General features: G+C 63.6%; 22 protein-coding genes and 1 pseudogene. 5 read left to right on the plus strand and 18 right to left on the minus strand.

Annotated features, from left to right (window positions below; all coding sequences use genetic code 11):
• Positions 1 to 8 precede the first annotated feature (8 nt).
• Genes WS46_RS32460 through WS46_RS32475 form a run of 5 tightly spaced genes read left to right on the plus strand, consistent with a single transcriptional unit; the run spans position 9 to position 3,549 of the window.
• Complete coding sequence (locus tag WS46_RS32460; RefSeq protein ID WP_059693520.1) at positions 9 to 1,748, plus strand: fumarate reductase/succinate dehydrogenase flavoprotein subunit; 1,740 nt, start codon at positions 9 to 11, stop codon at positions 1,746 to 1,748.
• Positions 1,749 to 1,765: 17 nt separating this feature from the next.
• Complete coding sequence (locus WS46_RS32465) at positions 1,766 to 2,011, plus strand: ferredoxin family protein (protein WP_059529554.1); 246 nt, start codon at positions 1,766 to 1,768, stop codon at positions 2,009 to 2,011.
• Between the two features lie 13 nt (positions 2,012 to 2,024).
• Complete coding sequence (locus WS46_RS35840; RefSeq protein ID WP_156443226.1) at positions 2,025 to 2,198, plus strand: hypothetical protein; 174 nt, start codon at positions 2,025 to 2,027, stop codon at positions 2,196 to 2,198.
• A gap of 17 nt (positions 2,199 to 2,215) precedes the next feature.
• A complete protein-coding gene (locus tag WS46_RS32470) occupies positions 2,216 to 3,211 on the plus strand; it encodes a HEAT repeat domain-containing protein (protein WP_059693522.1) in 996 nt (331 codons plus the stop codon).
• Positions 3,208 to 3,549, plus strand: coding sequence for a gamma-butyrobetaine hydroxylase-like domain-containing protein (locus tag WS46_RS32475; protein ID WP_059693524.1), 342 nt, complete (start codon positions 3,208 to 3,210; stop codon positions 3,547 to 3,549). Before WS46_RS32470 ends, WS46_RS32475 begins: the two co-directional genes overlap by 4 nt.
• Positions 3,550 to 3,973: 424 nt before the next feature.
• Here WS46_RS32475 and WS46_RS32480 read toward each other — a convergent pair whose 3' ends face one another.
• The 18 genes and pseudogenes from WS46_RS32480 to WS46_RS32565 all read right to left on the minus strand — a co-directional run bounded on the left by WS46_RS32480 (position 3,974) and on the right by WS46_RS32565 (position 23,367).
• Positions 3,974 to 5,743, minus strand: a complete 1,770-nt coding sequence (locus tag WS46_RS32480) for a hypothetical protein (RefSeq protein ID WP_059693526.1) — start codon at positions 5,741 to 5,743, stop codon at positions 3,974 to 3,976.
• 11 nt (positions 5,744 to 5,754) lie between these two features.
• The gene (locus WS46_RS32485; RefSeq protein ID WP_179949207.1) at positions 5,755 to 6,798 is read right to left on the minus strand and encodes a hypothetical protein; all 1,044 of its coding nucleotides are present in this window, start codon (positions 6,796 to 6,798) and stop codon (positions 5,755 to 5,757) included.
• 101 nt (positions 6,799 to 6,899) lie between these two features.
• Positions 6,900 to 7,175: a DUF2274 domain-containing protein gene (locus tag WS46_RS32490; RefSeq protein WP_059693528.1), complete on the minus strand. Its 276-nt coding sequence runs from the start codon at positions 7,173 to 7,175 to the stop codon at positions 6,900 to 6,902.
• The gene (locus tag WS46_RS32495; RefSeq protein WP_059693614.1) at positions 7,172 to 8,449 is read right to left on the minus strand and encodes a TrbI/VirB10 family protein; all 1,278 of its coding nucleotides are present in this window, start codon (positions 8,447 to 8,449) and stop codon (positions 7,172 to 7,174) included. The genes WS46_RS32490 and WS46_RS32495 overlap by 4 nt, the downstream gene beginning before the upstream one ends.
• Before the next feature lie 2 nt (positions 8,450 to 8,451).
• A complete protein-coding gene (gene trbG / locus WS46_RS32500; RefSeq protein ID WP_059693530.1) occupies positions 8,452 to 9,441 on the minus strand; it encodes a P-type conjugative transfer protein TrbG in 990 nt (329 codons plus the stop codon).
• Positions 9,438 to 10,142: a conjugal transfer protein TrbF gene (trbF, locus tag WS46_RS32505; protein ID WP_059693532.1), complete on the minus strand. Its 705-nt coding sequence runs from the start codon at positions 10,140 to 10,142 to the stop codon at positions 9,438 to 9,440. The genes trbG and trbF overlap by 4 nt, the downstream gene beginning before the upstream one ends.
• A gap of 12 nt (positions 10,143 to 10,154) precedes the next feature.
• Complete coding sequence (gene trbL, locus WS46_RS32510; RefSeq protein WP_059693534.1) at positions 10,155 to 11,537, minus strand: P-type conjugative transfer protein TrbL; 1,383 nt, start codon at positions 11,535 to 11,537, stop codon at positions 10,155 to 10,157.
• Entirely contained in the window at positions 11,534 to 11,827 is a 294-nt protein-coding gene (locus WS46_RS32515; RefSeq protein WP_059693536.1) for an EexN family lipoprotein, read from the minus strand. Before WS46_RS32515 ends, trbL begins: the two co-directional genes overlap by 4 nt.
• Positions 11,828 to 11,838: 11 nt before the next feature.
• Positions 11,839 to 12,576 carry a P-type conjugative transfer protein TrbJ gene (gene trbJ / locus WS46_RS32520; protein WP_059693538.1) on the minus strand — a complete coding sequence of 246 codons (738 nt, stop codon included), beginning with the start codon at positions 12,574 to 12,576 and terminating at the stop codon, positions 11,839 to 11,841.
• Positions 12,573 to 15,020 (minus strand): conjugal transfer protein TrbE, encoded by a 2,448-nt coding sequence (trbE, locus tag WS46_RS32525; protein WP_059693540.1) that lies wholly within the window; start codon positions 15,018 to 15,020, stop codon positions 12,573 to 12,575. Before trbE ends, trbJ begins: the two co-directional genes overlap by 4 nt.
• Before the next feature lie 13 nt (positions 15,021 to 15,033).
• Entirely contained in the window at positions 15,034 to 15,303 is a 270-nt protein-coding gene (locus tag WS46_RS32530) for a VirB3 family type IV secretion system protein (RefSeq protein ID WP_059529503.1), read from the minus strand.
• The gene (locus WS46_RS32535) at positions 15,300 to 15,683 is read right to left on the minus strand and encodes a TrbC/VirB2 family protein (protein WP_059529500.1); all 384 of its coding nucleotides are present in this window, start codon (positions 15,681 to 15,683) and stop codon (positions 15,300 to 15,302) included. Before WS46_RS32535 ends, WS46_RS32530 begins: the two co-directional genes overlap by 4 nt.
• A complete protein-coding gene (gene trbB / locus WS46_RS32540; RefSeq protein ID WP_059529497.1) occupies positions 15,680 to 16,717 on the minus strand; it encodes a P-type conjugative transfer ATPase TrbB in 1,038 nt (345 codons plus the stop codon). Before trbB ends, WS46_RS32535 begins: the two co-directional genes overlap by 4 nt.
• Positions 16,714 to 17,178: a ribbon-helix-helix protein, CopG family gene (locus tag WS46_RS32545; RefSeq protein ID WP_059529494.1), complete on the minus strand. Its 465-nt coding sequence runs from the start codon at positions 17,176 to 17,178 to the stop codon at positions 16,714 to 16,716. The genes trbB and WS46_RS32545 overlap by 4 nt, the downstream gene beginning before the upstream one ends.
• Positions 17,175 to 19,172 carry a conjugal transfer protein TraG gene (locus WS46_RS32550; protein WP_059693543.1) on the minus strand — a complete coding sequence of 666 codons (1,998 nt, stop codon included), beginning with the start codon at positions 19,170 to 19,172 and terminating at the stop codon, positions 17,175 to 17,177. Before WS46_RS32550 ends, WS46_RS32545 begins: the two co-directional genes overlap by 4 nt.
• A 260-nt stretch (positions 19,173 to 19,432) precedes the next feature.
• Positions 19,433 to 20,594 (minus strand): annotated as a pseudogene (locus WS46_RS32555) (enolase C-terminal domain-like protein).
• Between the two features lie 191 nt (positions 20,595 to 20,785).
• Entirely contained in the window at positions 20,786 to 21,730 is a 945-nt protein-coding gene (locus WS46_RS32560; RefSeq protein ID WP_059529487.1) for a LysR family transcriptional regulator, read from the minus strand.
• A 224-nt stretch (positions 21,731 to 21,954) separates the two neighbouring features.
• Positions 21,955 to 23,367, minus strand: coding sequence for an MFS transporter (locus WS46_RS32565; RefSeq protein WP_059693545.1), 1,413 nt, complete (start codon positions 23,365 to 23,367; stop codon positions 21,955 to 21,957).
• Positions 23,368 to 23,391: the final 24 nt, after the last annotated feature.

Genomic DNA, 23,391 nt, shown 5'->3' on the forward strand with positions numbered 1-23,391 from the left:
AATCCGCAATGAACACCCATGTACTCGAATACGACATCGTCGTGGTCGGCGGCGGCACGGCCGGCCCGATGGCGGCGATCAAGGCGAAGGAGCGCGACCCGTCGCTGCGCGTGCTGCTGCTGGAGAAGGCCAACGTGAAGCGCAGCGGCGCGATCTCGATGGGGATGGACGGCCTGAACAACGCGGTGATTCCCGGCCACGCGACGCCCGAGCAGTACACACGCGAAATCACGATCGCCAACGACGGGATCGTCGACCAGGAGGCCGTTTATGCGTATGCGACGCACAGCTTCGCGACGATCGAGCAACTCGACCGCTGGGGCGTGAAGTTCGAAAAGGACGGCACCGGCGACTACGCGGTGAAGAAGGTCCACCACATGGGTTCGTACGTGTTGCCGATGCCGGAAGGTCACGACATCAAGAAGGTGCTGTACCGGCAGTTGAAACGTGCCCGCATCGCGATCACGAACAGGATCGTCGCGACGCGCGTGCTGACCGACGCGCAAGGCCGCGCGAGCGGCGTGCTCGGCTTCGACTGCCGCACAGCCGATTTTCACGTGATCCGCGCGAAGGCCGTGATCCTGTGCTGCGGCGCCGCCGGCCGTCTCGGGCTGCCGGCGTCCGGATACCTGATGGGCACGTACGAAAACCCGACCAACGCGGGCGACGGCTACGCGATGGCGTACCACGCCGGCGCGGCGCTCGCGAACCTCGAATGCTTCCAGATCAATCCGCTGATCAAGGACTACAACGGCCCGGCGTGCGCGTACGTGACCGGCCCGCTCGGCGGTTTCACCGCAAACGGCAAGGGCGAACGCTTCATCGAGTGCGACTACTGGAGCGGCCAGATGATGTGGGAGTTCTACCAGGAGCTGCAAAGCGGCAACGGCCCGGTGTTCCTGAAGCTCGACCACCTCGCGGAGGAAACGATCCAGACCATCGAGCAGATCCTGCACACGAACGAGCGGCCGAGCCGCGGTCGCTTCCACGCAGGACGCGGCACCGACTACCGGCATCAGATGGTCGAGATGCACATCTCCGAGATCGGCTTCTGCAGCGGCCATAGCGCGTCCGGCGTGTACGTGAACGCCCGCGCCGAAACGACCGTGCCGGGGCTCTACGCGGCCGGCGACATGGCGGCCGTCCCGCACAACTACATGCTCGGCGCGTTCACCTACGGCTGGTTCGCCGGGCAGAACGCGGCCGACTACGTGGCCGGCCGCGATCACGCGCCGGTGGACGACCAACAGGTCGCGGCCGAACGCACCCGCGTGCTCGCGCCGCTCACGCGCGAGCGTGGCCTCGCGCCGGCGCAGGTCGAATACAAGCTGCGCCGCATGGTGAACGATTATCTGCAACCGCCGAAGGTGACGCGCAAGATGGAAATCGGGCTGCAACGTTTCGACGCCATTATTGAGGATATCGAAGAACTCAAGGCGAACCACCCTCATGAACTGATGCGCGCGGCCGAAGTGCGCGCGATCCGCGACTGCGCCGAAATGGCCGCGCGTGCATCGCTGTTCCGCACCGAGAGCCGCTGGGGGCTATATCACCATCGCGTCGATTTTCCGCATCGCGACGACACCGAATGGTTCTGCCACACATGGTTGCGCAAGGATGCCGACGGCACGATGCGCAGCGAGAAGCGGCCGGTCGAGCCCTATGTCGTGCCGCTCGCCGACGACGAACGCAGCGCCTACGCGCACCTGCGCATCCGCGAACCGGCCGCCCTCGCGGCCGCCCTCTGACTCCGAGGAGCCTGACCGTGCCCCATACCCCGCAAGACATCTTTCTGCGCAGCAGCGCGCCCGTGACGATCGACGAGGACCGCTGCATCGCCGACAAGGGTTGCACCGTCTGCGTCGACGTATGCCCGCTCGACCTGCTCGCGATCGACGTGACCAAAGGCAAGGCCTACATGCAGTTCGACGAATGCTGGTACTGCATGCCGTGCGAACGCGACTGCCCGACCGGCGCGGTCAAGGTCGACATCCCATACCTGCTGCGCTGACCCGGCGGACCGCGTGTGCATCGACATCGCGCGTGTGCCGATCATCCGGCCGCGCATGCTGCCGATGGATGAATCGTTCGGCGTGCTCGACACGCAGAGGCGCCGCACGATGCAGACGCTGCTGCGCGCCATTGGGTCGCGGATCGGCGCGACCGTGTCGTTCGTCACGCCTCTTACGCATCGTTAATGCTCCGGATTTTGCCCATGACCGCTTCCTCCCCTGCTTTCCCGCTACCTGACGCGCACGCTTCCGACCTTGCCGCGCTCGTCGCGCGTGTTGCGGCGCCCGACGCATCCGTGCGCCGCATCGCGCTGCTCGAACTCGCCGATCTCGAGGATCCCGATCTCGTGCCGATCTTCGTTGCGGCACTGCGCGACGATCCGGCCACCGACGTGCGCGGCGAAGCGGCGCGCGTGCTCGCCGCCTGGGAGCAGCCCGACGTCGTCGACACGCTGTGCCACGCGCTGCTCGATCCGGACGACGACGTGCGCGCGACCGCGGCACGCAGCCTGTCGGAACTGAAGGATGTCGCGTCCGGTGCGGTGCTGTGCCGCTGGGCCGAACACGCCGAGCCGTTCGTGCGCGGCGCCGCGTTGCGCGCGCTGCGCGAACTGCGCGACCCCGCCGCGTTCGCGCCAGCATTGCACGCGCTCGACGCGCCGCAGGCAGCCGTGCGCGCCGAAGCCGTCGCCGTGCTCGGCTGGCTCAGGGACGTCCGCGCGTTGTCGCCGCTCGCACGCATCGCCACGACCGACGCTGATGCGGACGTGCGGCGCATCGCGGTCGGCGCGGTCGGGTTCGCGGCGTCCGGCGACACGGCCGTCGTCAACGCGTTGCTTGCCGCACTGCGCGACGCCGAATGGCAGGTACGCGAGGAAGCGGCCGCGACGCTCGGCAAGCTGCGTGTCTCGATCGCACGCGCGCCGCTCGTCGCCGCGCTCGATGACGATTACTGGCAGGTGCGCCTGCGTGCCGTGCGCGCACTCGGGCAATTGCGCGACGCCGCCGCGGCGCCGGCCGTCGCCGCGCTGCTGTCGCATGCGATCAGCAACCTGCGCAAGGAGGCCGCACTCGCGCTCGGCGAACTGCGCGATCCCGCGATGCTGCCCGCGCTGCGCGACGCACTGGACGATCGCGATCCCGAAGTCCGCAAGGCCGTGCGGATTGCCATCGCGCAAATTGGAGGAGATGCACGATGACGCCGCCTGCCGAGATTCGTCTCGATCATGCGACTCGTGCGTTGACGCTGTGCTGGCCGGACGGCAGCACGCAGCGTATCGGCTTTGCGAGGTTGCGCGGCGATTGTCCATGCGCCGCGTGCCGGAAGATCCGGCTCGACGGCAGGCAAGTCGACGCGCCGCCCGACCTGACGCTGAACGGCGTGGAAGCGGCCGGTTACGGCATCCGCCTGCTGTTCGGCGACGGTCACGCGCGCGGCATCTATCCGTGGCCATATCTGGTGGAACTGGGCAGAGACGAGCCGGATGCCGGCATCGCATCGTGCGATGTGCTCGCGTTTGGACGACCAGCGGACTGAGCGTCGACGAATCGACTCGCATCGGGCCGCCCGCTTCGGCCGCGTATCAGACAGCGACTTACACCGCTTCCGTGCGCCCGTCACTCGCCGATCGCACAAACGACAACGCCCGGCAGGTCATCCCTGCCGGGCGTCCGCATCGTCAGATGCCGTGGTCCGCTACCGAGGCGCGCCCCGGCGCCGGATCACTCCCACTCGATCATCAACAGGGCTCGCAAGCCCACGTGGTTAAAGGGATTTGCGATGATCGACCTGGTCACTACCGTCGCTTTTACCGTCATGGCCGCAGACCTTTTACTGGCGCGGGAGATGGAGCAATTTGCGGGGCGACGACTCTAGCGACGACATCATCGATCACTTCAGGAGAATACAACAGACAGCGAACCTTGTCCCCGACGTCTCCCCCGATCTTCGATAGGTCCACCTACGCCGGCCCTAGTAGCTTCTCGATGGCTGCGACTACTGCATCCAGGGCATCGATAACTCCGTCCATGACGAAATCGAGCGCGCATCCGTAACCTGCATTGACGTTAGCTGTGTCGAAGCCAAGCTGCTGCAAGGTCAGCAGACACCGCTCCACCGCCTCGTGCGCATCGGCAATTCTGAGATCATTGTTCAAGAACAAGGGTGCCATGTACTCATTGCGCTCGTTCCAGTCCTCTGGTTCTGCGCCTGAGGCAAAGGCATCGATTGCCTCCTCGTGAGCATTTAGCCTTTCGATGACGTTCAGAAGTGCCTGCAGCAGCCGGATGCTTCCAAGTTCCTTGACAGCCAGCCTCGGACAGCCGGCGCGCTCCAACAATAACTTGAGGTAGCCGTTTGGAACACGCTGCCACACCTCATGCAAGCTCTTGCAGCGAGCCAGGAACATCTGCTGCGTCATATTCAACGGTGTGACCTGGGCCAACCTACCAAGTGCCGGATAGGCTAACCAACCATTGGCCGCCACCTCTGCACGATCAAAGCCAGTCAGCTCTACTGCCGACTTGTTCAACCCCACTGTTGCACCGAGTGCGGAAAGGCCGTCCCCCATTCGTAGAAGTACATTGAGTAGCCGCTGCACCTTGGCAACCACATGTTCTTCATCAAGATCCACATGCGCCAACCCGGCCGGATCGACAGCAAATTGCCGGGCATGGACGATCTCGCGATCCGGCTTTGGCTTGTACAACTCACGCATCGGCACCTGGATAAGATTTCTTCCTACCCGCCGACATTCAGTGAAACTCCACTGTCCTCTGTATGACGGACTGCAGTACCACTGCCCCCATACATGGACAGGGGTTGAGTCGTAGAACGCACTCTGTTCGTACTTCTGGAGAAATCGATCGTCGAGATAGACCGGATCTTGACCGATTAGGGCATTCGCGCGTGCATGGGTCATAGGGTGAGCGTCGCCAGGCCACTGAATGCCTTCAGCAGTCTGCTCTGGACAGAGTTCAGGCATCACCGCCTCGACCGAAGCCCAGAGCTGGAGCAGAAGTCCGCCCTCGTGCTCGCGGATGTCCAGCTCATACCAGGCGACTCCGTCGGCAGGCTTGCGGGCCACATGGGACTCTCCTCCCATGATCGCGCGGATTTCCGGGACATCTGGCAGCTGGGCTGAGTAGTAGAAAACTCGCACGCCGCGGGCTCCACGCAACCAAAGGTAGCGACGGAGATACTCGTTCGACATACGCCAACTGACGGCTCTCTTCAACTCCCAGTGGTAGTCGCTGGACACTTCTCCCTCAGCCACACCGATCTCTGGAAGTCCCAAGTCATCGTAGATCAGACGTTGCTGCTCGTTGCCGACGCAGCGGGGTGTCAGCCCAAGAGTCATCCAGACCTTCTCAGCTAAGTTGAAGGTATAGAACGAACCATTGCCCCACGCCGCGACGATGTAGTCATGCCCAGATATCGACGGTGAGAAATTGGCCGAGCAGCCTCTCTCATCGCCGGCAGGAACCGAGAACGCGACTACGCCATCGCCTGCTTCAGAGAGGACTTCCATGGGACCATCATCCAGCCCAGGAACCACAGCCATCAGCAAATGCAGATGCTCGGCATGCTCCCCATGCGGATCGGATTCCTGCATAGACGCCACCTCAACGAATTGGCTTGGCGACAAGCCAACAGGCTCCAGCAAGCCGCGCAGCCTTGGCGGCATGACATGAACCGGAATGGGAAAGGCTGCCAGGTAATCAAACGGCATGATTCTTCTCGTTACGTTTCAAAAGCGCCCCCCGGTTCCGATGCACCTTCCGGTGCTTGGACCAATAAGTTAAGGATCTGCTCGTACTCATCAGGGCCTTGCTCCGTATCTCCTTCCGTATGGCTTACCGTCACCCGACGCTTGGTCGCGAGGTCGGTCAGAAGTTCTTCCAGCTTGACACTAACCTCAATCCGACTTTCGTAGGCATCTCCCTTTTGCTCATGCTTCACGGCCTTTGCCTCAAAGCATTTGAACACGCCGACGAGTCCATCATCGTCGGTGAGGAACTCCGAGCGCATGTAGCTGCCACCTTGGCGCCCAATGTGCTCAACCTCCAACTTGAGGCTCGCAAATCTTGATATCGCCATGATGTCAGCCAACGCATTCTCGGCATTGAATTTTTGCGGGTCTGCCTTGAATTTCATAAGCTTCCTCGCCGCTTGGTTGCCGTAGAGACAAGCGAGCGTTAGCAGAACCACCGGATGTTGTCTTGATATTGATAACGCATCTGCCTCTCTCAATATCTCTGCGGCTTTCTGGAATCTGAGTGCTGGTGCCACCGGGTCCTTGAGCCCGGATTGATTATTGATAGTCTCAAGGAAGCTCAAATAGCCAGGCCTCGCAAGTTCGTGGGGGGCACGCCTCAACTCTCGAAGGTAGCTGATCACGAAATCATCAGGCTCATACACACGGGCGCTCTTGAAGAATGCCCGTAATGCGGTCATGTCATTCAAGACTTGCTCTTCCAGCTCAGCATCAGAGGCACTTCCCCGTGTGTCGCTTACTTTCTCAATGAGAGCACAAAGGTACGAGAAACAATGCTGGGGTCTATCCAAGCTTTGCAGGCGTGAGACGTAGCTTGCCTTACGCGCGTCGTTCTGAAGAGCGGCTGCAGAGAGCTTTGTTGCATTGACGACGCAAATATCTAGGAAGTGCAAGGTGGGAATGCTTGCCGACCATTCCTTCATGGCAGCATATTGCTCAGCAGTCATCTGCATTTGAACCGTCATTTGCGGCCCGCGATGAAACTCTTTGGGGGGATTGTCCTGGGTCACACGTTATCTCTTAGAAAATAGTGTTATTGAAGCGCCATTCAAGGCAGCCGAATCCTTACTAGGATATCAGGCCCATGTGCTTGGTGAGCTGGCTTAAATGGTCAGCCTTTCAACTCAGAATCCTGGTTATTCTTTGAAGGACGCGCCAGCGCCCCATTCACAACTGTGCCACGGCGAAATCCCCGATCTGCTGCCATGAACGCCTCGAGCATGTACGGAATCAACGTCGTTGCATCGACGGATTCACCATACGTCTGCGCATGCAGCGCGGCGTAGCGATCAAGGTTTGCTTTCAATCTGGCCGGGCACGCGAAGATCAGCTTGATGCTTTCGGTCTTCGGCAGCGGCCCCAGCCGCAGCTTGCGCGTCGTGCTCATCGTGAAGTCCTCCGGTTAAAGAACAGCGGCTGGTATGGCCGCAGCACCAAGTCGCGGTTGACGATGATCCGTACCGGCAGACCCGGCCGCTCGGTCAAGGTTGGCTGGATGTTGAGGTTGCGCCGGGTCATCTCCTGGCCGGCCTGGTTCACGCTGTCCTGCAAACTGTCGCGTCCGGCGATGATGACGCGATCACCGTTGCGGTTCTCCGGCGCGGCCAGCTCGGCGTCGACGCCCAGCAGCGTCGTCAGCGCCGCGCCGGCGACGATGCGATCCCAATGCCAATCGACGCCATCCTCCAGGCCGGCGTAGCCGGCCGGGTCGGTGCCGGCAAGGTTGTCAAGCGTCAGGGAAGACGTGTCCGGCAGGATGATGCGATTCCACACCACTTGCACGCGGCTTTGCCCGTAGGCGACCTGGCTGTTGTATTTGCCAAAGATGCGCGACCCCTGCGGGATCAGCAGATAGCGGCCGGTTGCGGTGTCGTACACCGGCTCCGTCACTGTGCCAATCACGTCGCCCGGCAAGTCCGACTTGATGCCTGTCACCAGCGCCGCCGCGATCACTGTCCCGGCCATCACCTGATACGGCGAGGTCGGCATTTGCAGGTTGCCGGAATTTCGGGTTTCCGTGGTTCCGGCTTTCTGGAACGCCTCTTTCTGGTCTTGCCGGTTCTGCACGGCGGTCGGGTCGGCAGGCTGCGCCGCTGTCGAGGCCGGCCCCGCTGCCTGCGGATCGAAGCCCGCCAAGCCAGATGTCGGACCGGCAGCAGCCACCTGCGCCGGCGCGGTAGCGGCGTGCTGGTTGCTGGAGCGGAAGAACACCGTCGATCCCGCAGCCGCTTCCGCCTCCTTGCGCCGTGCGTCACGCTCGGCCGCGCCGGGGTCTTGGCCGGGCGGCGTGTAGCTGGCCACCGCCGGTTGTGACTTCACAATTGCCGGCCCCAGGTCGCCGGGCAACGGCGGCCCCAGCTCTGGCACCTTGGGCGGTAGCTTGGAGTAATCGGCGGGAAGCTGGTCCAGTCCTTCGGAGCGCGAGACGCGATCGACGTTATAAAGCTCGGTCGGTTCGTTGCCGCCACGCCGATGCGTCGGCTGCAACGACCACATGGTTGCGCCCAGCACGGCAACGCCGAGGCCGCCGGTCAGCAGCGCCAGCGTGCGACGATTGAGGCGGGTTACCGGGCGTGGCTGCGCCCGCAGCGCCACGTTCTCCGGCGCGACCTTTGGCGCAGCGTTGGGGATGGGCACGTCCGGGGTGTCGTCCTGGCTCATGGTCATTTCCCCTTCGTACCGTCCGTGCGCTCGATGCGCACCACGTCGCCCTTGTCGCCGCCCAGGCGCAGTTCGGCTGCGCCGAACAGCCGGTCCACGATGTAGTACGGGGCGCGGAAGCGGTAGTTCACCAGTTGCCCGTCACCCTGCGCGCCGATGACGAACAGCGGAGGCAGCTCGCCTTGCGCGATGCCAGGAGGGAACTGGATATAGACCTTCTCGCCGTCATCGAAAGCGCGCAGCGGCTTCCAAGGCGGATTACTGCCGCTGACCGCGTAGCGAAAGCGGATCTTCTCCAGCGATAGGCCAGTGTCGACCGGCGCTGCCGCTTGCGCGGCCTGATCCTGACGCTGCAAGGCAAGCATCTGGTCTTTCGGATACTCCCATGACACTGACGCCATCCACGCCTTGTCCGTCGATGTCAGCTCGATCAGGTAAGTGCGCCGGCTGGTGGTGATGACCAGATTCGTCTTGAGGCCCGAGCGGATCGGCTTGACCAACACGCTGACACGCAGCGAGTTGCCGGCGCCGCTGGACGTGTCGCCGACAATCCAGCGCACCGTATCGCCGGCGGCGACCGTCACCAACTCCTCGCCGGATTGGAGCGAAATCACCGTGACGCGCCCCGGCGCCGCATAGACCTGGTACAGCGCGCCATCGGCGAAGGGCCAGACCTGGATCGCATTGACATAGCCCTCGCGCGTGGGTGCCATGCGCGCTTCGGCGTTCGCACGCGATACGCGCAAGGTTTCGTCGGCAGGTTCCGGCGCTGGCTTGGCCTCGTCCACTTCCGGCAGCGGCTTCATCTGCGCCGGCAGCGGCAACACCTTCGGCACCTCCACCACTTCAACAGGCTTCGGCGGTTCGGGCAGCGGTTGCGCCTGCACCGGCTCGTCGAGAGAAATGCGCGGTGGTGGCTTGCCCTGCGAGGCGCAGCCCGACAGGGCCGCCAAGGTCAGCACGAAAGCGTAAAAGCGGAAAGACTGGTTCATGGCTTGGCTCCTTCGGACGCATCGAGTTCACGGCTCCACGACAGGCCGTTGACGTAGATACCCAGCGGGTTCTTGCGCAGGCGCTGCTCGGTGCGCGGGGTTTGCAGGACGATGGAGACCACGGCGTTCCAGCGTTCGGCACCGGCCGGCGCGCCGTTGACGAATCGCTGCTCGGTCCAGCGCACGTTGAACGACGAGTCGCTGGCACGAACGACGCTGGTGATCTGCACCGTCACCGACTCCTTGCCGACGCGCGCAAACGGGTCATTGGTGCGCGCGTAGTCGTTGAGCACGGCCGCGCCTCGGTCGGTGGTGTAGTCGTAGGCGTCGAGCCAGTTCTGCCGCAGCACGATCGGGTCGATGGACAGCGAGCGAACCAGCGTGATGAAATGCGCGAGGTGGTAGGCGATCTGCGCATCGGCCGGCCGGTACGGCGTGGCTGCTTCGCCGACCGCGCGCACCTGACCGGACTTGTCCACCTCCACTACATAGGGCGTCACGATGGACTGCGCCGAACGCCACACTAGACCGCCGGCCATCAGCAGCGCGAGCACGAGGCAGCCGAAGGCCATCAGCCGCCAGTTCTTCGCTTGCACGCGGGCCGAGCCGATGCGCCCGTCCCACGCCTGCGCGGCGGATTGATACGGAGTGGCAGGCTGCGGCGTATCGGCGTAGCGCACCTGCGGTCGCTTGAATCGCATGGTTCTCTCTCCTCAAGAATCGGAATCACCCAGGCTTGGGCCTTGCGCCGAGCCACCGCCGTCTCCCCCGCGCAGCGTGTGCGCGGCGGTGGTCGCGGCATGGGCGATTTGCTGGCGTCGATGTAGCCGCTTGGCCCACGCGGGCTGCGCCTGTTCGGCGGTGTTGGCTGGCGCTTCGCCTGCCGCCTGGCTTGGCGCGGCGGCGGCGCCGCTGCCTGTCGCAGCGGCATTCGCCCCGTCGGCGCGGAAGGCAGCGGCTGCACGTTGACCGAATGAGCGCGCCCCGGCGGCGACCTTCTGACCAACCGCTTGTGCGCCGGTCTTGGCAACGTTGCCCAAGCCCGCCATCGCGCCCTTCGCCCCGCCGCCGGCTGTGGCGGAACCGGCCTGGAACGCTGACCGCGCGCTACTCGCGGTCGAGGCAGCGGCACGCGCGCCGCTGCCGATCGCGCTTGCAGCGGCGGGTGCCATGCGCGCCCCAGCCGCGACAGCGCCGCCGGCGCCGGCGCCGGTAGCTGCCGCGCCGACCGCGACGGCGGTTCCCGCCGCGCCCAAGGCCGCACCAGCCATCGCACCAGCACCGAGTTGTGGGCCGCCAGAAATCAACCCTGTGGCGATGCCCGGCCCGAAGATGCCGAGCGCCAGCATGGCGAGCGAGGCCAGCATCACGACCAGCGCGTAGTCGATAGAAGGTTCGTCGGGCGTAAACTGGAACTCGGCGAACAAGCCCGTGCCAATGCCGACAATGACCGCCAGCACCAATACCTTGATGCCCGACGACACCACGTTGCCGAGCACCTTTTCTGCGAGGAACGCGGTCTTGTTCCAGAGGGCGAACGGCACCAGCACGAAGCCGGCGAGCGTGGTCAGCTTGAACTCGATCAGCGTGATGAATAGCTGCACCGCCAGTACGAAGAAGCAGAGAATGACCACCAACCACGCGAGGAACATGACGACGATGGGCGTGAGGTTGATGAACACCTCGGGAAAGCCGGTCATCTCGCTGATCTGGTCGAGGATCGGCGCGGCGGCGTCGATGCCGGTCTTGGCGAGATGCCCCGGTTGCAGGAACGTCTCCATGCTCAAGGTCGAGCCGGTGGCGGTCAGGCCCAGGCCAGCGAACGAGCGGAACACAATGCTCGCCAGCATGTTGAAGTTGCCGATGATGTAGGCGAAGGCGCCGACATAGAGCACCTTGCGGATGAGCTTCGCCATCACGTCTTCGCCCTGGCCTGTGGCGTGGCCGAGCGCCCAATACAGCCCGGCAAGCGTCATGTCGATCGCCACCAGCGTCGCCGTCAGAAACGCGACTTCGCCGCGCAGCAATCCGAAGCCAGAGTCGATGTAGGTGGAAAAGACGTTGAGGAAATGGTCGATGATCGAGACGTCGTTCATGGCCGCTCCTCCTTCGGCACATCAGGGCCGTCGAAACTCGCCGGAATCGGCGGCAGGTCGGCGAGCGTCTGGTATTCGTCAGGCCGGGTATGCCCGGAGAGGAAACGGCGCAGGTCGGCTTGCGCGGCCCGCGCGCAAACCGCTCCGTCCTGTTCGCCACGGCGGCACTGCGCGACGAGCGCATGCAACCGCGTCGGGTCGGCGGCGAGTGCATCGACCGACAACGCCCGCGGCCGGTCGCAGCCGGCCAGCAGGGACGCGAAGGCAAACAGGATGGGCGCGCGGTTCATGGCCGTGTCCGTCAGTTGCCGTAGAAGGTCACGGGCTGCGGCGTGTACGCCGTGCCGGCGCCCAGGAAGCGCCGCGTCATCTCGCGGCCACGTTCTACCGCGGCAGCTTGACGTGCCAGTTCCAGCGCCGTCGCCCGCCCCTGCGTGAGCTGGAGCTGTTGTGACTGGATGGACTGCTTCGCCTGCAAGGCCAGAAGCTGATTGGTCGCCTGCATCGCTTGCAGTGCGCCGGTCGCGGACTGGCTCTGGCTCACGAGATCGGTCAAGACGCCTTCGTCTTCGGTCAGGTTCTGCGAAACCTGGGCCTGCATCTGCATCGCTATCTGCAGGCCCCTGAGCGAGTTGCGCCAACGCTGCTGCGCATCGTGGTACATCTGGTTGCCGCTGACCGTCGCGGCGTACTGCTCCGGGTACAGGCGTGCAAACTCGGAGTTCATGCCTTGAACCTCGAACGCCAGCCCCTGGGCCTGCGCGATCAGCCGTTCGGTGGTGGCGAGCGTCGAGCGCAGCCGGTTGACCACGTTGAACGGCAGGCTCGCCAGATTGCGCCTCTGGTTGACGAGCATCTGCGCTTCGTTCTGGAGCTGGTTGATCTGGTTCTCGATCATTTCCATCGTGCGAACCGCCGTCAGCGTGTTTTGCACGAGGTTGGTCGGGTCGATGACCGTGATGGCCACCGCCGGCTGCGCGAGCATCAACGAACCGGAGAGCACGGCAGCAAGCGCCGCAGAAAGAACACTGGTTTTCATAGCGAAACCTCCAGCGGTTGGGAAGCAAGGAAAGAAGCCGCCGGTGCGGACGGCAGCAGGTCGGCGGCCCAATCGAGGCCGCTATGGCGCAGCCACGCGCCGGCGAAGCCGGGTACGCCGGCCTGCGTCAGCACGCGGTCGATGTCGCGTTGGTCTTGAGGTGTGGATGCGCCCGCGAACGCGAGCGCGACTGGCCCCAGGTCGAGGTCGAACAGGCGATTGCCGAGGCGGGACTGGAAGTAGTAGTCCCTCTTGGGTTGCGCAGTAGCGACGATCTCGATTTGCCGGCTGTTGAGGCCAAAGCCTTCGTAGATCGTGCGAATCTGCGGTTCGGTCGCTTGCGGGTTCGGCAGGAAGATGCGGCTCGCGCAGCTTTCGATGATGGCCGGCGCAATGCTCGAATCCTTGATGTCCGCGAGCGATTGTGTGGCGAAAATCACGCTGACGTTCTTCTTGCGCAGCGTCTTGAGCCATTGCCGGATGCGCGCGGCAAATACAGGGTCGTCGAGGAACAACCAGGCTTCATCGAGGATCAGCAGCGTCGGCGCACCGTCGAACCGTTCATCGAAACGCACAAAGAGGTAATGCAGCACGGCCATGACGGCGACCTTGCTGTGCATCAGCTCCTCCATCTCGAAGCCCTGCACGTCGGCCAGCCCCAGCCTGTCGCGGTCGGCGTCCAGCAACTTGCCGTGCGCGCCGCCGAGCACATAAGGCGCGAGCGCCTGCCGCAGCGCATTGGATTGGAGCAGCACCGAGAAGCCGGTGAGCGTGCGCTGTTCCATCGGTGCGCCGGCGAGGCTGCCGAGCGCCGACCAGATCGCCACCTTCTCGTCGGGGCCGATGGCAACGCCTTCGTGGCGTAGCCGACCCTCGATCCACTCGGCGGCCCAAGTGCGGTAGCCCTCCTGGTCGATGCGTGCGAGCGGTTGGAATGCGATGCCGCCATCGGCGCCGAGGTCGTAGTGCTCGCCGCCGAGGCCGAGGATGGTGGCGCGCATCGAGCGCCCCATGTCGAAGGCGAAGATCCGCGCGCCGCGATAGCGGCGGAACTGCAAGACCAGTAGCGCCAGCAAGACGGACTTGCCCATGCCGGTCGGGCCGGCGACCAGCGTGTGGCCCACGTCGCCGATGTGCGTCACCAGCCGGAACGGCGTCGAGCCCTCGGTGCGGGTGACGACCAGCGGCGGGCCGTCGAGGTGATCGTTCTTCTCCGGCCCGGCCCATACCGCCGATTCCGGCATCAGATGCGCCAGGTTCAGCGTCGAGACGATGGGCTGGCGCACGTTGGCGTAGGCATTGCCCGGCACCGACGACAGCCACGCCTCCACAGCGTTGAGCGTTTCGGGGATGGTGACGTGGCCCCGCCCCTGAATCACGCGCTCCACCATGCGCAGCTTCTCGTCGGCGGCGTTGGCGTCCGTGTCGAGCACGGTCACGGTCGCGGTGATGTAGCCGTAGGCGACTTGATCGCTGCCCAACTCCTGCATCGCAGCGTCCGCATCGGCGGACTTGTTGCTGGCATCGGTATCGACCAGCGGCGATTCCTGTTGGAAAATGGTTTCGCGCAGTAAGGCTATGACATTCTTGCGCTTGGCGAACCACTGCCGGCGCAGGCGGCCGAGTTCCTTCTCGGCCTCAGACTTATCCATGCAGAGGAAGCGCGTGCTCCAGCGGTAGGCGAAACCGAGCCGGTTGAGGTCATCCAGAATCCCCGGCCAGGTTGAGGTCGGGAAGCCACGCACGGTCACGACGCGCACATGGTGATCTCCGAGCATCGGCGCCAGCCCGCCGATCAGCGGCGCGTCGGCCAACAGCGCGTCGAGGTGGAACGGCACTTCGGGCACACCGACGCGATAGCGTCGCGTCGAGATGGTGCCGTGCAGGTAGGTCAGCACCTCGCCGTCATCGAGCCATGCAATTTCCGGCATCACGCCGTTGAGCAGGTCGTAGAGGCGATCCGTCTCCGCAATGAACGCCGTCAGACGTTCGCGCCAATCCACGCCCTCGGTCGACCGGTTCTCGTACAGTAGGCCGGCGGCGCGTGCGCGCGATTCCTCCGGCGGCAGGTATTGCAGCGTCAGGTGATAGACGCTCTCGAAATGACTGCCGGATTCCTCAAACGCGGCGCGGCGTTCTTCATCGATCAGCCATGACAGTGGTTCGGGAAAGTCGGAGTGTGGGTAGTCCGCCGCTGGCCGGCGCTCGGCTTCGATGTAGAAGGCCCAGCCGGAACCGCAGCGGCGCAGCGCGTTGTTCTGGCGAGCCGCCGTGGCGATCAGCTCGCCTTGCGTCGCGCTGTCCAGATCGGGGCCACGAAACCGGGCCGTGCGCTGGAAACTACCGTCCTTGTTGAGCACGACGCCGGACGCGACCAGACCGGCCCACGGGAGCCAGTCGGCAAGCAAGGCCGGACGTTGGCGGTATTCGGCAAGGTTGAGCATCGCGGCGCCCTCCTCACACGTCCAGCAGCGGCTTGTGCTTGAGGTGGCGTGCGAACACCTGCATGAACTGCGCATCGACCCGCGCGCCCCACACGGCGAGCGAATGGCCGACGATCCAGAACACCAGCCCCGGAATCCACATTTGCAGGCCCAGCCCCACGGCAGCGGCCAGCGTGCCGTTGGCGATCGCCACGGTGCGCGGTGCGCCCCCCATCAGGATCGGTTCGGTTAGCGAGCGATGCAGCGGCACCTCGAAGCCCGGCAGGTCGTTGGCCGTGCTCATACGACGGCCCCGCCGGAGAAGCTGAAGAACGACAGGAAGAAGCTCGAAGCCGCGAACGCAATGGACAGGCCGAACACGATCTGGATCAGCTTGCGAAAGCCGCCACTCGTGTCGCCGAAGGCCAGCGCGAGGCCGGTGGCGATGATGATGATGACGGCGACGATGCGCGCGACCGGCCCCTGTATGGATTCGAGGATGGATTCGAGCGGACCCTCCCAAGGCATCGAGGAACCCGCGGCCTTCGCCGTGCCAACCGTCATCAGCATGGCGGCGGCCAGCAGCAGGCCGTGATGCACAGGCTCGGCCAGACGGCGCAGGCGTGCAAAGGCGAGAGCCGGAATTACGGAAATACGGAAAGCATGGGTGTGCATCTGCGTCATGGCAGTTCTCCAGGGTGGTTGGGGGACGGGGAAGAAAGCGGTAGCTCTGGAAGCAATGGCTTCAGTGCATCCGCGAGGCGATAGCCCATGCCGTCGAACCCAAGGACGCGGGCGATGGTCTCGATGCGGCGGCGCCGGCCGCGGCCGGCGATGTGAATGACGACGTTGACCGCCTCGGCGACGAGCGCACGCGGCGGGTTCACGGCGACTTCGAGAATCAGTTGTTCGAGACGCAGCAGCGCGCCGAGCACGGAACCGGCGTGGATCGTGGCGATGCCGCCCGGATGGCCGGTGCCCCACACCTTGATGAGATCCAGCGCCTCGCCGCCGCGCACCTCACCAACGATCACGCGGTCGGGGCGCAGGCGCATCGTGGCGCGCACCAGTTCGGTCATCGACACAACGCCGGCGCGCGTGCGCAGAGGTACGTGGTCGCGCGCCGCGCATTGCAGTTCGATGGTGTCTTCGAGCACCAGCACGCGGTCGCCGGTGGCGGCGATTTCCGCGAGCAAGGCATTGGCGAGCGTGGTCTTGCCGGTGCTAGTGCCGCCGGCGATGAGGATGTTCTGCCGTTCGCGCACTGCGCCGCGCAGGAACGCGGCCTGCTCGACGGTCATCATTCCATCGGTGACGTAGCGATCCAGCGGAATGACGCCGACGGCGCGTTTGCGCAGCGCAAAGGCCGGCCCAGGCGCAGCAGGCGGCAGGATGCCCTCGAAGCGTTCGCCGGTTTCCGGCAGCTCAGCGGTCAACAGCGGCTGGCCGCGATGCACTTCCGCGCCGACGTGGGCGGCGACAAGGCGGATGATGCGTTCGCCGTCTTCCTCGGACAGCTCCGCCCCCATCGGTGCGCGGCCCGACGACAGGCGATCGACCCATAGCGTGCGATCGGGGTTGAGCATGATTTCGACCACATCCGGGTCTTCCAGCGCGGCGGCGATCAGCGGGCCCATCGCCGTGCGCAACATGCGGATGCGACGGTCGAGCGACGTGGAGGCGAAGGACTGCCCATCGGTCGAAATGCGGGCGCTCATGACGCACGCTCCTGCGCTTCGGCCTGTGTCGCCGCATCGTCCAGCCGTGCGGCGTCGGGGTTTAGTTCTTCCACCACTTCACGCACCAGGCTGCGCCCGCGCATCAGATGACGCCCAAGCTGTTCAACGAACTGCTCAAAACGCGCCTTGCCCTGTGCGCGAGCCGCTTCCTGGTGGGCTTCTGGAACTGGCGTGCTGACCGTCAGGTAGTAGCGGACGAACAGCGCCAGTGTCTCAATCTCGATGTTCTGGTCGCGCTCCAGCCGCTCGAACTGGCGCGACAGCCGATCAAGGCGCTTGGCGATGGCTGCCTCGCGCTGGTCGCCTGCATCAGGCGATAGCCAGGACGCAAGCGCCGCCGCGACGATGGACGACTTGGACACGCCTTTCTTGGCGGCCAACTCGTCGAGGCGCTTGGCGTGTTCGTGCGGAATAAACAGGTTGAGGCGGTACTGGCTCATAGCTCGATCCCGTCGTGTTGGTCGAGGGACGCCAGCCGGGCCGTGCGTTGCATGGCCGGATCTAGCTGACGGGGAAGCAGCAACGGCAGGTCGTCGTCATCGAGCAACGCCAGGTCGTTGTCGGCGGTCTGCAGTTCGGGGATGTATTCGGACACCTCGGATAGCTCCGGCTGCCGGCGCGGGCCGCCGTCGTCAGCAGTAACGGCATCGCCGGCAATGTCAGTGACAGGCGATGCGGGAACAGCGGGGATTGCGAGTCCGCCCCAGTCATCGGGCCGCAGTGGTGGCGCATCGGCGTAGCGGCCAGCCGCGAGCGCAGGCGGCGGCAGCACACGCCGCTTGAAATTGGCGTCGGTGTAGTAGCGGAGCTTCTTCGCCTTGATCGGCGCGACGCTGGACACCATCACCACTTCGTCGTCGGGCGGGAGCTGCATCACTTCGCCCGGCGTCAGCAGAGGGCGTGCCGTTTCCTGGCGAGACACCATCAGGTGCCCAAGCCAAGGCGCGAGCCGGTGCCCGGCGTAGTTGCGCTGCGCGCGCAGCTCGGTTGCGGTGCCGAGCGTTTCGGAAATGCGCTTGGCGGTACGTTCATCGTTGGTGGCGAACGTCACACGCACATGGCAATTGTCGAGAATGGAATGGTTTTGGCCGTAGGCTTTGTCGATCTGATTGAGCGACTGCGCGATGAGGAAGCTGCGGATGCCGTAGCCGGCCATGAACGCCAGCGCCGTCTCGAAGAAGTCGAGCCGGCCGAGTGCCGGAAACTCGTCGAGCATCAGCAGCAGCTTGTGACGGCGCGCGATGCCGTCGCTACCATCGAGTGATTCGGTGAGCCGCCGCCCGATCTGATTGAGGATCAGGCGCACCAGCGGTTTCGTGCGGCTGATGTCCGATGGCGGCACGACGAGATAAAGCGAGACTGGATGCTCGAATGCGATCAGGTCGGCGATACGCCAGTCGCAGCGCGAGGTGACTTCGGCCACCGTGGGATCGCGGTACAGGCCAAGGAACGACATGGCCGTGGACAACACGCCAGACCGCTCGTTGTCCGACTTGTTGAGCACTTCGCGCGCAGCGGACGCGACGACAGGATGCGGCGCGTCGCCTAGGTGGCGCGTCATCATCATCCGGTGCAGCGTCACCTCAAACGGGCAAGCCGGATCCGAGAGGAAGTTGGCGACGCCGCGCAGCGTCTTGTCCGCACCCGCGTAGAGCACATGCAGAATGGCGCCAACCAGCAGCGCGTGACTCGTCTTCTCCCAATGATTGCGGCGTTCAAGCGCCCCTTCGGGATCAACCAAGATGTCCGCGATGTTCTGCACGTCGCGCACTTCATGCGCACCGCGTCGAACCTCCAGTAGCGGGTTGTACGCGGCCGATTTCGGATCGGTCGGATTGAACAGCAGGCAATGCGAGAAGCGCGAACGCCAGCCGGCCGTGATCTGCCAGTTCTCGCCCTTAATGTCGTGGATGACGGCGGACGCAGGCCAGCTCAACAGCGTCGGCACGACGAGGCCGACGCCTTTGCCGGAGCGCGTCGGCGCAAAAGTCAGGACGTGTTCCGGGCCTTCATGGCGCAGGTATTGGCCGCGATGCAGACCGAGGAAAACGCCGGCGGGCTTGTCGAGGCCGGCCTTGTGAATGTCGGCGACCTCGGCCCAGCGGGCAGAACCATAGGTGGTGACGAGGCGCGATTGCCGCGACCGCCACACCGACATGACGATAGCGACCAGCACTGCGACCAGGCCGCTGCCGCCTGCGATGGCGCCGCCCATGTCGAATACGCGCGGTGCATAGGCGTCGTAGAAGAACCACCACTCGAACAACCGCCAAGGGTGATAGACCGGCGTGCCGAAGAAGTCGAACCAAGGCGAGCCAAGGCGTAGTTGGTAGTCCAAGGCGGCGGCCGTCCATTGCGTGGCGGACCACACTCCGGTGAACACGATGCCGAAAACGACGGCAATCTGTCCGAACAGCACGTCTTGACCTTGCATCCCGGCCTCCGCTTTCCCCTGTGCGACACGCGACACAAAGGTGTGCCGCAGTCGCAAGGATTGGCGTCAGGCCAAGAGGCGGTCAAAGACCGTTATCGGAAGGAATATCGAGGAAAAAGCAAGATTTCGTGCAGGGACAAGGGAAGTAAAGACGCCGCAAGCTGCGGCGCAGTGCGGCGTATCGAGTTAGGAAGACAAAGTTTTGTGCGAATCGGAACAATGAGAACGTCGACTGCTCCTTCGGCGGGTGGCCTGATCACTCACACAAATGCTTGCTGAAACATCTTCCACGCTTCGGTATGGGCCTCGAAACCGATGCCGGGCATCTGAGGCAACGCGGCACGGCCCGCCTCGATACACGAGCCATCCGGCAGTCCGCGAAACGGTGCAAACGCGAACGGGCTGATCTCCGCGCCACCCAGGTCAAGCGCTGCCACCAGATGCAACGCGAAGAGATGCCCACCATGCGGCCAGAACGCGTGTTGCGGCCAGCCATCGGCGGTCATGGTTTCGATAATGCGTAGGTAACCTAGCACTCCATAACAGTGCACCGGATCGAAGACCAGCACATCACGCGCGCTGCGCAAACCACCGTATTGGGCAAGCAGGCGCGCCTCTGCTTGCGAGAAGAGTGCCTCGCCCGCTGCGATGGGCGGCCTGTACGCCTTGGCCACCCGTGCGTGTGTAGCGAAATCCAACGGGTCGCAAATATCCTCGAGCCACCAAAGCCCATATCGCGCCAGCGCGGCAGCGGCCTGCAATGCGGTATCTTGGTCGTACAGATTCATCGCATCCACAGCGAGGTGATCCGCGCCGGGCAACCGCGCAGCCGCGGCCTCGATGCGCCGACAATCTGCGTCGAGCCCGGTTCCGCCTACCTTAATCTTGGCGTGCGTAAAACCGAGATCAATGCAACGGCGCATCTCGTCGGACAAACGTGCAAGATCGTCCTGCGGATAGCGATACCCGCCGCCCGCATACACCCGCACACATGCCTGCGCGGTGGCGCCCAACCGCTGCGCGAGGAAAGCGTATAGCGGCAGACCGGCGATCTTCGCGGCAGCATCCCAAATAGCCATGTCGAGCGTACCGACAGCCACGCAGCGCTCACCATGGCCGCCCGGTTTTTCGCCAGCCATCATCGTATGCCAAGCGCGAAACGGGTCGAGGTTGGTGCCCTTTTCGTCGGCCAAACTGCCGCTTGGCGACGTCAGCAGGCGCATTGCAAATGCGTTCACGGATCAGCCCACCCTGTGCGAAGCGACCGACCGACGCATAGCCGTAGCCGACCACCGGTTTGCCGTTGCGCATAACATCGGTCGTGATGGCTACAAGGCTAGTCGTCAGTCCACCGGACGGGATGGACGGATCTTCATATCGGGAAACCGGAATGGATTTCTCTCGGATATCGATAATGTGCATGCTATTTCAACACATGACGTGTAAGGGAGGCGGAGTTCCGCAATAGATAGCCGCCTCGTCTCTCGCTTAGCTTGCTTTCAAGACCGTAGCCACCGTTTGGGATGAGCAGCAAGCGTTTCCACGGTCTCGATGGGTTCGGACGTGCCGCAGGCGCGTCAATACCGCAGCAAGCAAAAGCAGCACGAATTTGTTCATGTCTCGATCGCCTCTGAAGCGTCGAGGTCGGATAGTATGGACGACTTCTTCTCGGCAGATGCTTCGAGGGTGCCTGTCCGTTCGATAAAACGTGCCAACGTCTCCGAAGGTTCGTTATCCAGACGTAGAATGTACGTGGTAAGCATGAGCTTTTGGCCTGCCAGTGGCCGAGCAACCACACCCGGTTCGCGGCTGTTGACGATCTGCGAGGCACCAGCCAAACCCAAAGCAAAGCCTGCTGCCACCAGTGCCATCATCAAGTCAACGGATGCCACCCGCTCCGCAATCAACGGTTCTCGGTCGACTCGCCGCAGCACTCGTTCAATCTGCCGAGAGTAGCCTTCGCACGCATGGGGATCTCCGAGTACCAGCGGATAGCGGAGCACCTCCTCCAAAGGGATTCTCTTGTACGTCAGCAAAGGATGACGAGCAGGCACAGCGATCATCAAGGGATCGCTCCAAACTGCTTCAGCGATGATGCCGTCGTCGACCTCATCCGAGCGTGCAAACCCTACGTCGTACAGGTCGTCATGCAGCCCTTTGATCTGCTGTGTCAGTGGAACCTCCGATAGGCGTATCTCGATCTCCGGTTCTTCCTGACGACACAGCGCCAGGAAGGTGGAGAAACGCGACGGCGGGATGCCATCCGAAAGCGCGACCCGCAACTGGCTGTGAAAGCCATTGGCGGCCGCCTTCACACTGTCTCGCGCTTGCTGCAACGCAGTGAAGACACGCGGCACGTGCTCCAAGAATAGCCTACCCGCTCGGGTCAGGCGGGTGCTGCGCGTGGTGCGCATAAAAAGCTGGGCACCAAGATCTTCTTCCAATTCCTTTATCGCGCGTGATAGCGGAGATTGCTCGATATGCAATCGCTCCGCAGCCCGGGCGAAATGGAGTTCTTCAGCAACGGCCAGGAAACAGCGAAGGTGGCGAAGTTCCATATGTCTTCCTTCCTGACGACCAGCCTTGCAGCCTTCACGATCGATGTAAAGCGCAACGGCAAACCGATGTTCCTCAAGCCACTTTCCATCAGGTCGCGACGCAAACACCGAGCATCATCGGCTTCGTTCAGGCACAATGCAGCCCTGATAGGAAAGAGTCAGTACATCGACGCGTACGAGGGCTACACCACACCGCGTGACTCCACAGATGATTTCCAAATACTTCAGCGTCGCACGCGTGCAGACAGCAACGCCGCGAGTAGCGGGGCAACGGCAAACGATGCGAACAGCGTCAGCGCTGCAGATCGCGCCCCTTCGACGCCACCAGGATCGGTCAGTCCACCAGCATTGGCTGCCACACCGGCCAGTGCGGCGGCGAGCGCCGTTGCATAGAGTTGTACGGTCGTAATGGACGAAGACGCGAGCGTTTCTTCTCCTGAAACAGCCGCGGAAAACACTCGTGTCAGGAGATGTGGCCAGCTCAAACCGATACCGAATCCGACCGCTGCAAGAACGAAGCAATACACCGCACTACCCACCAGAGCGCCACCCCATGCAGTGATGGGCATTGCGACCGCCAAAACGAGTAACGCCATCAGCACGATGAGCGGGCTGATCCTAATGAATCGGTACGTCAGCCCAGCTTCGCCACGCCCCGCGCTGTACAACGAAGCGAGGGTCCACCCTCCCGCCATTATCGCCGTCATATAGCCAGCCGCGAGCGGCGTCATCCCGTGGATCACCTGCAAGAAGTACGGCACGAAAATCTCGGTCGTCATCCCAGCCACCAGCAGCCCCATCATCGCGTAGATCACGCCGAGTTGCGTTGAAAGCGACCAGGCGCCGGATGGCAGCAACTTCGCGTCGGCTCGCATATCGATGCGTGCGATGACGACAGTGATGACTACGCCGATGAGGATGCCGATGACATTCCACGCGAGCTGCCGTGACAAGCTGCCAATGGAAATCGTCAAGACCGAGAGTACCAACAGCACCATTGAGCGCAACGGCACGCGAGTGCTTGCCGCCGAGCCAACAGTACGTCCGCCAAATTGCACAAGGACGATCAACGCCAACAACAGAGCAACGGGCAGCAGTGACCAGAACGCCCATCGCCAATGCCCTGTTTGGGCAAACACCCCGCCGACGGCTGGGCCGCAAAGCGTAGCCACGCCCCACATACCCGAAACGAGCGCCATCGCCCTGGGCCAAAGACGCGGATCGAACACCACTCGGATTAGCGCATAGCTGAGCGCGAACAGCACGCCACCGCCCAACCCCTGCACCGTCCGGCCTAACAACAAAATGGGCATCGACGCAGCTGTCGCACACACGACCACCCCCAGCGAAAAGCCGGCGAGTGCGAGCAGATAGGCCAGGCGCGGCCCCATCGTGTCGATCAGCCTTGCTGACAGCACCGATCCCACGATCGACGCCACAACGAACAAGGTGGTATTCCATGCGTAGTACCCGAGGCCACCGATCTCGTCGATGATGGTTGGCAAGATCGTCGTGACCACATAGATGTTCACCGCATGCAGCGCGACGCCACCGGCGAGCGCGATGGAGCGGAGTCCGTTGCGTCCTTGAAGCAGCTCGCCCCATGAAGTTTGTTGCCGCGTTTCCGTTGACCTCATTTTTCGTCCTCTGCACAAGAAACA

The sequence above is a fragment of the Burkholderia sp. RF4-BP95 genome (assembly GCF_001521985.1).
In the GTDB taxonomy this organism is placed as follows: domain Bacteria; phylum Pseudomonadota; class Gammaproteobacteria; order Burkholderiales; family Burkholderiaceae; genus Burkholderia; species Burkholderia diffusa.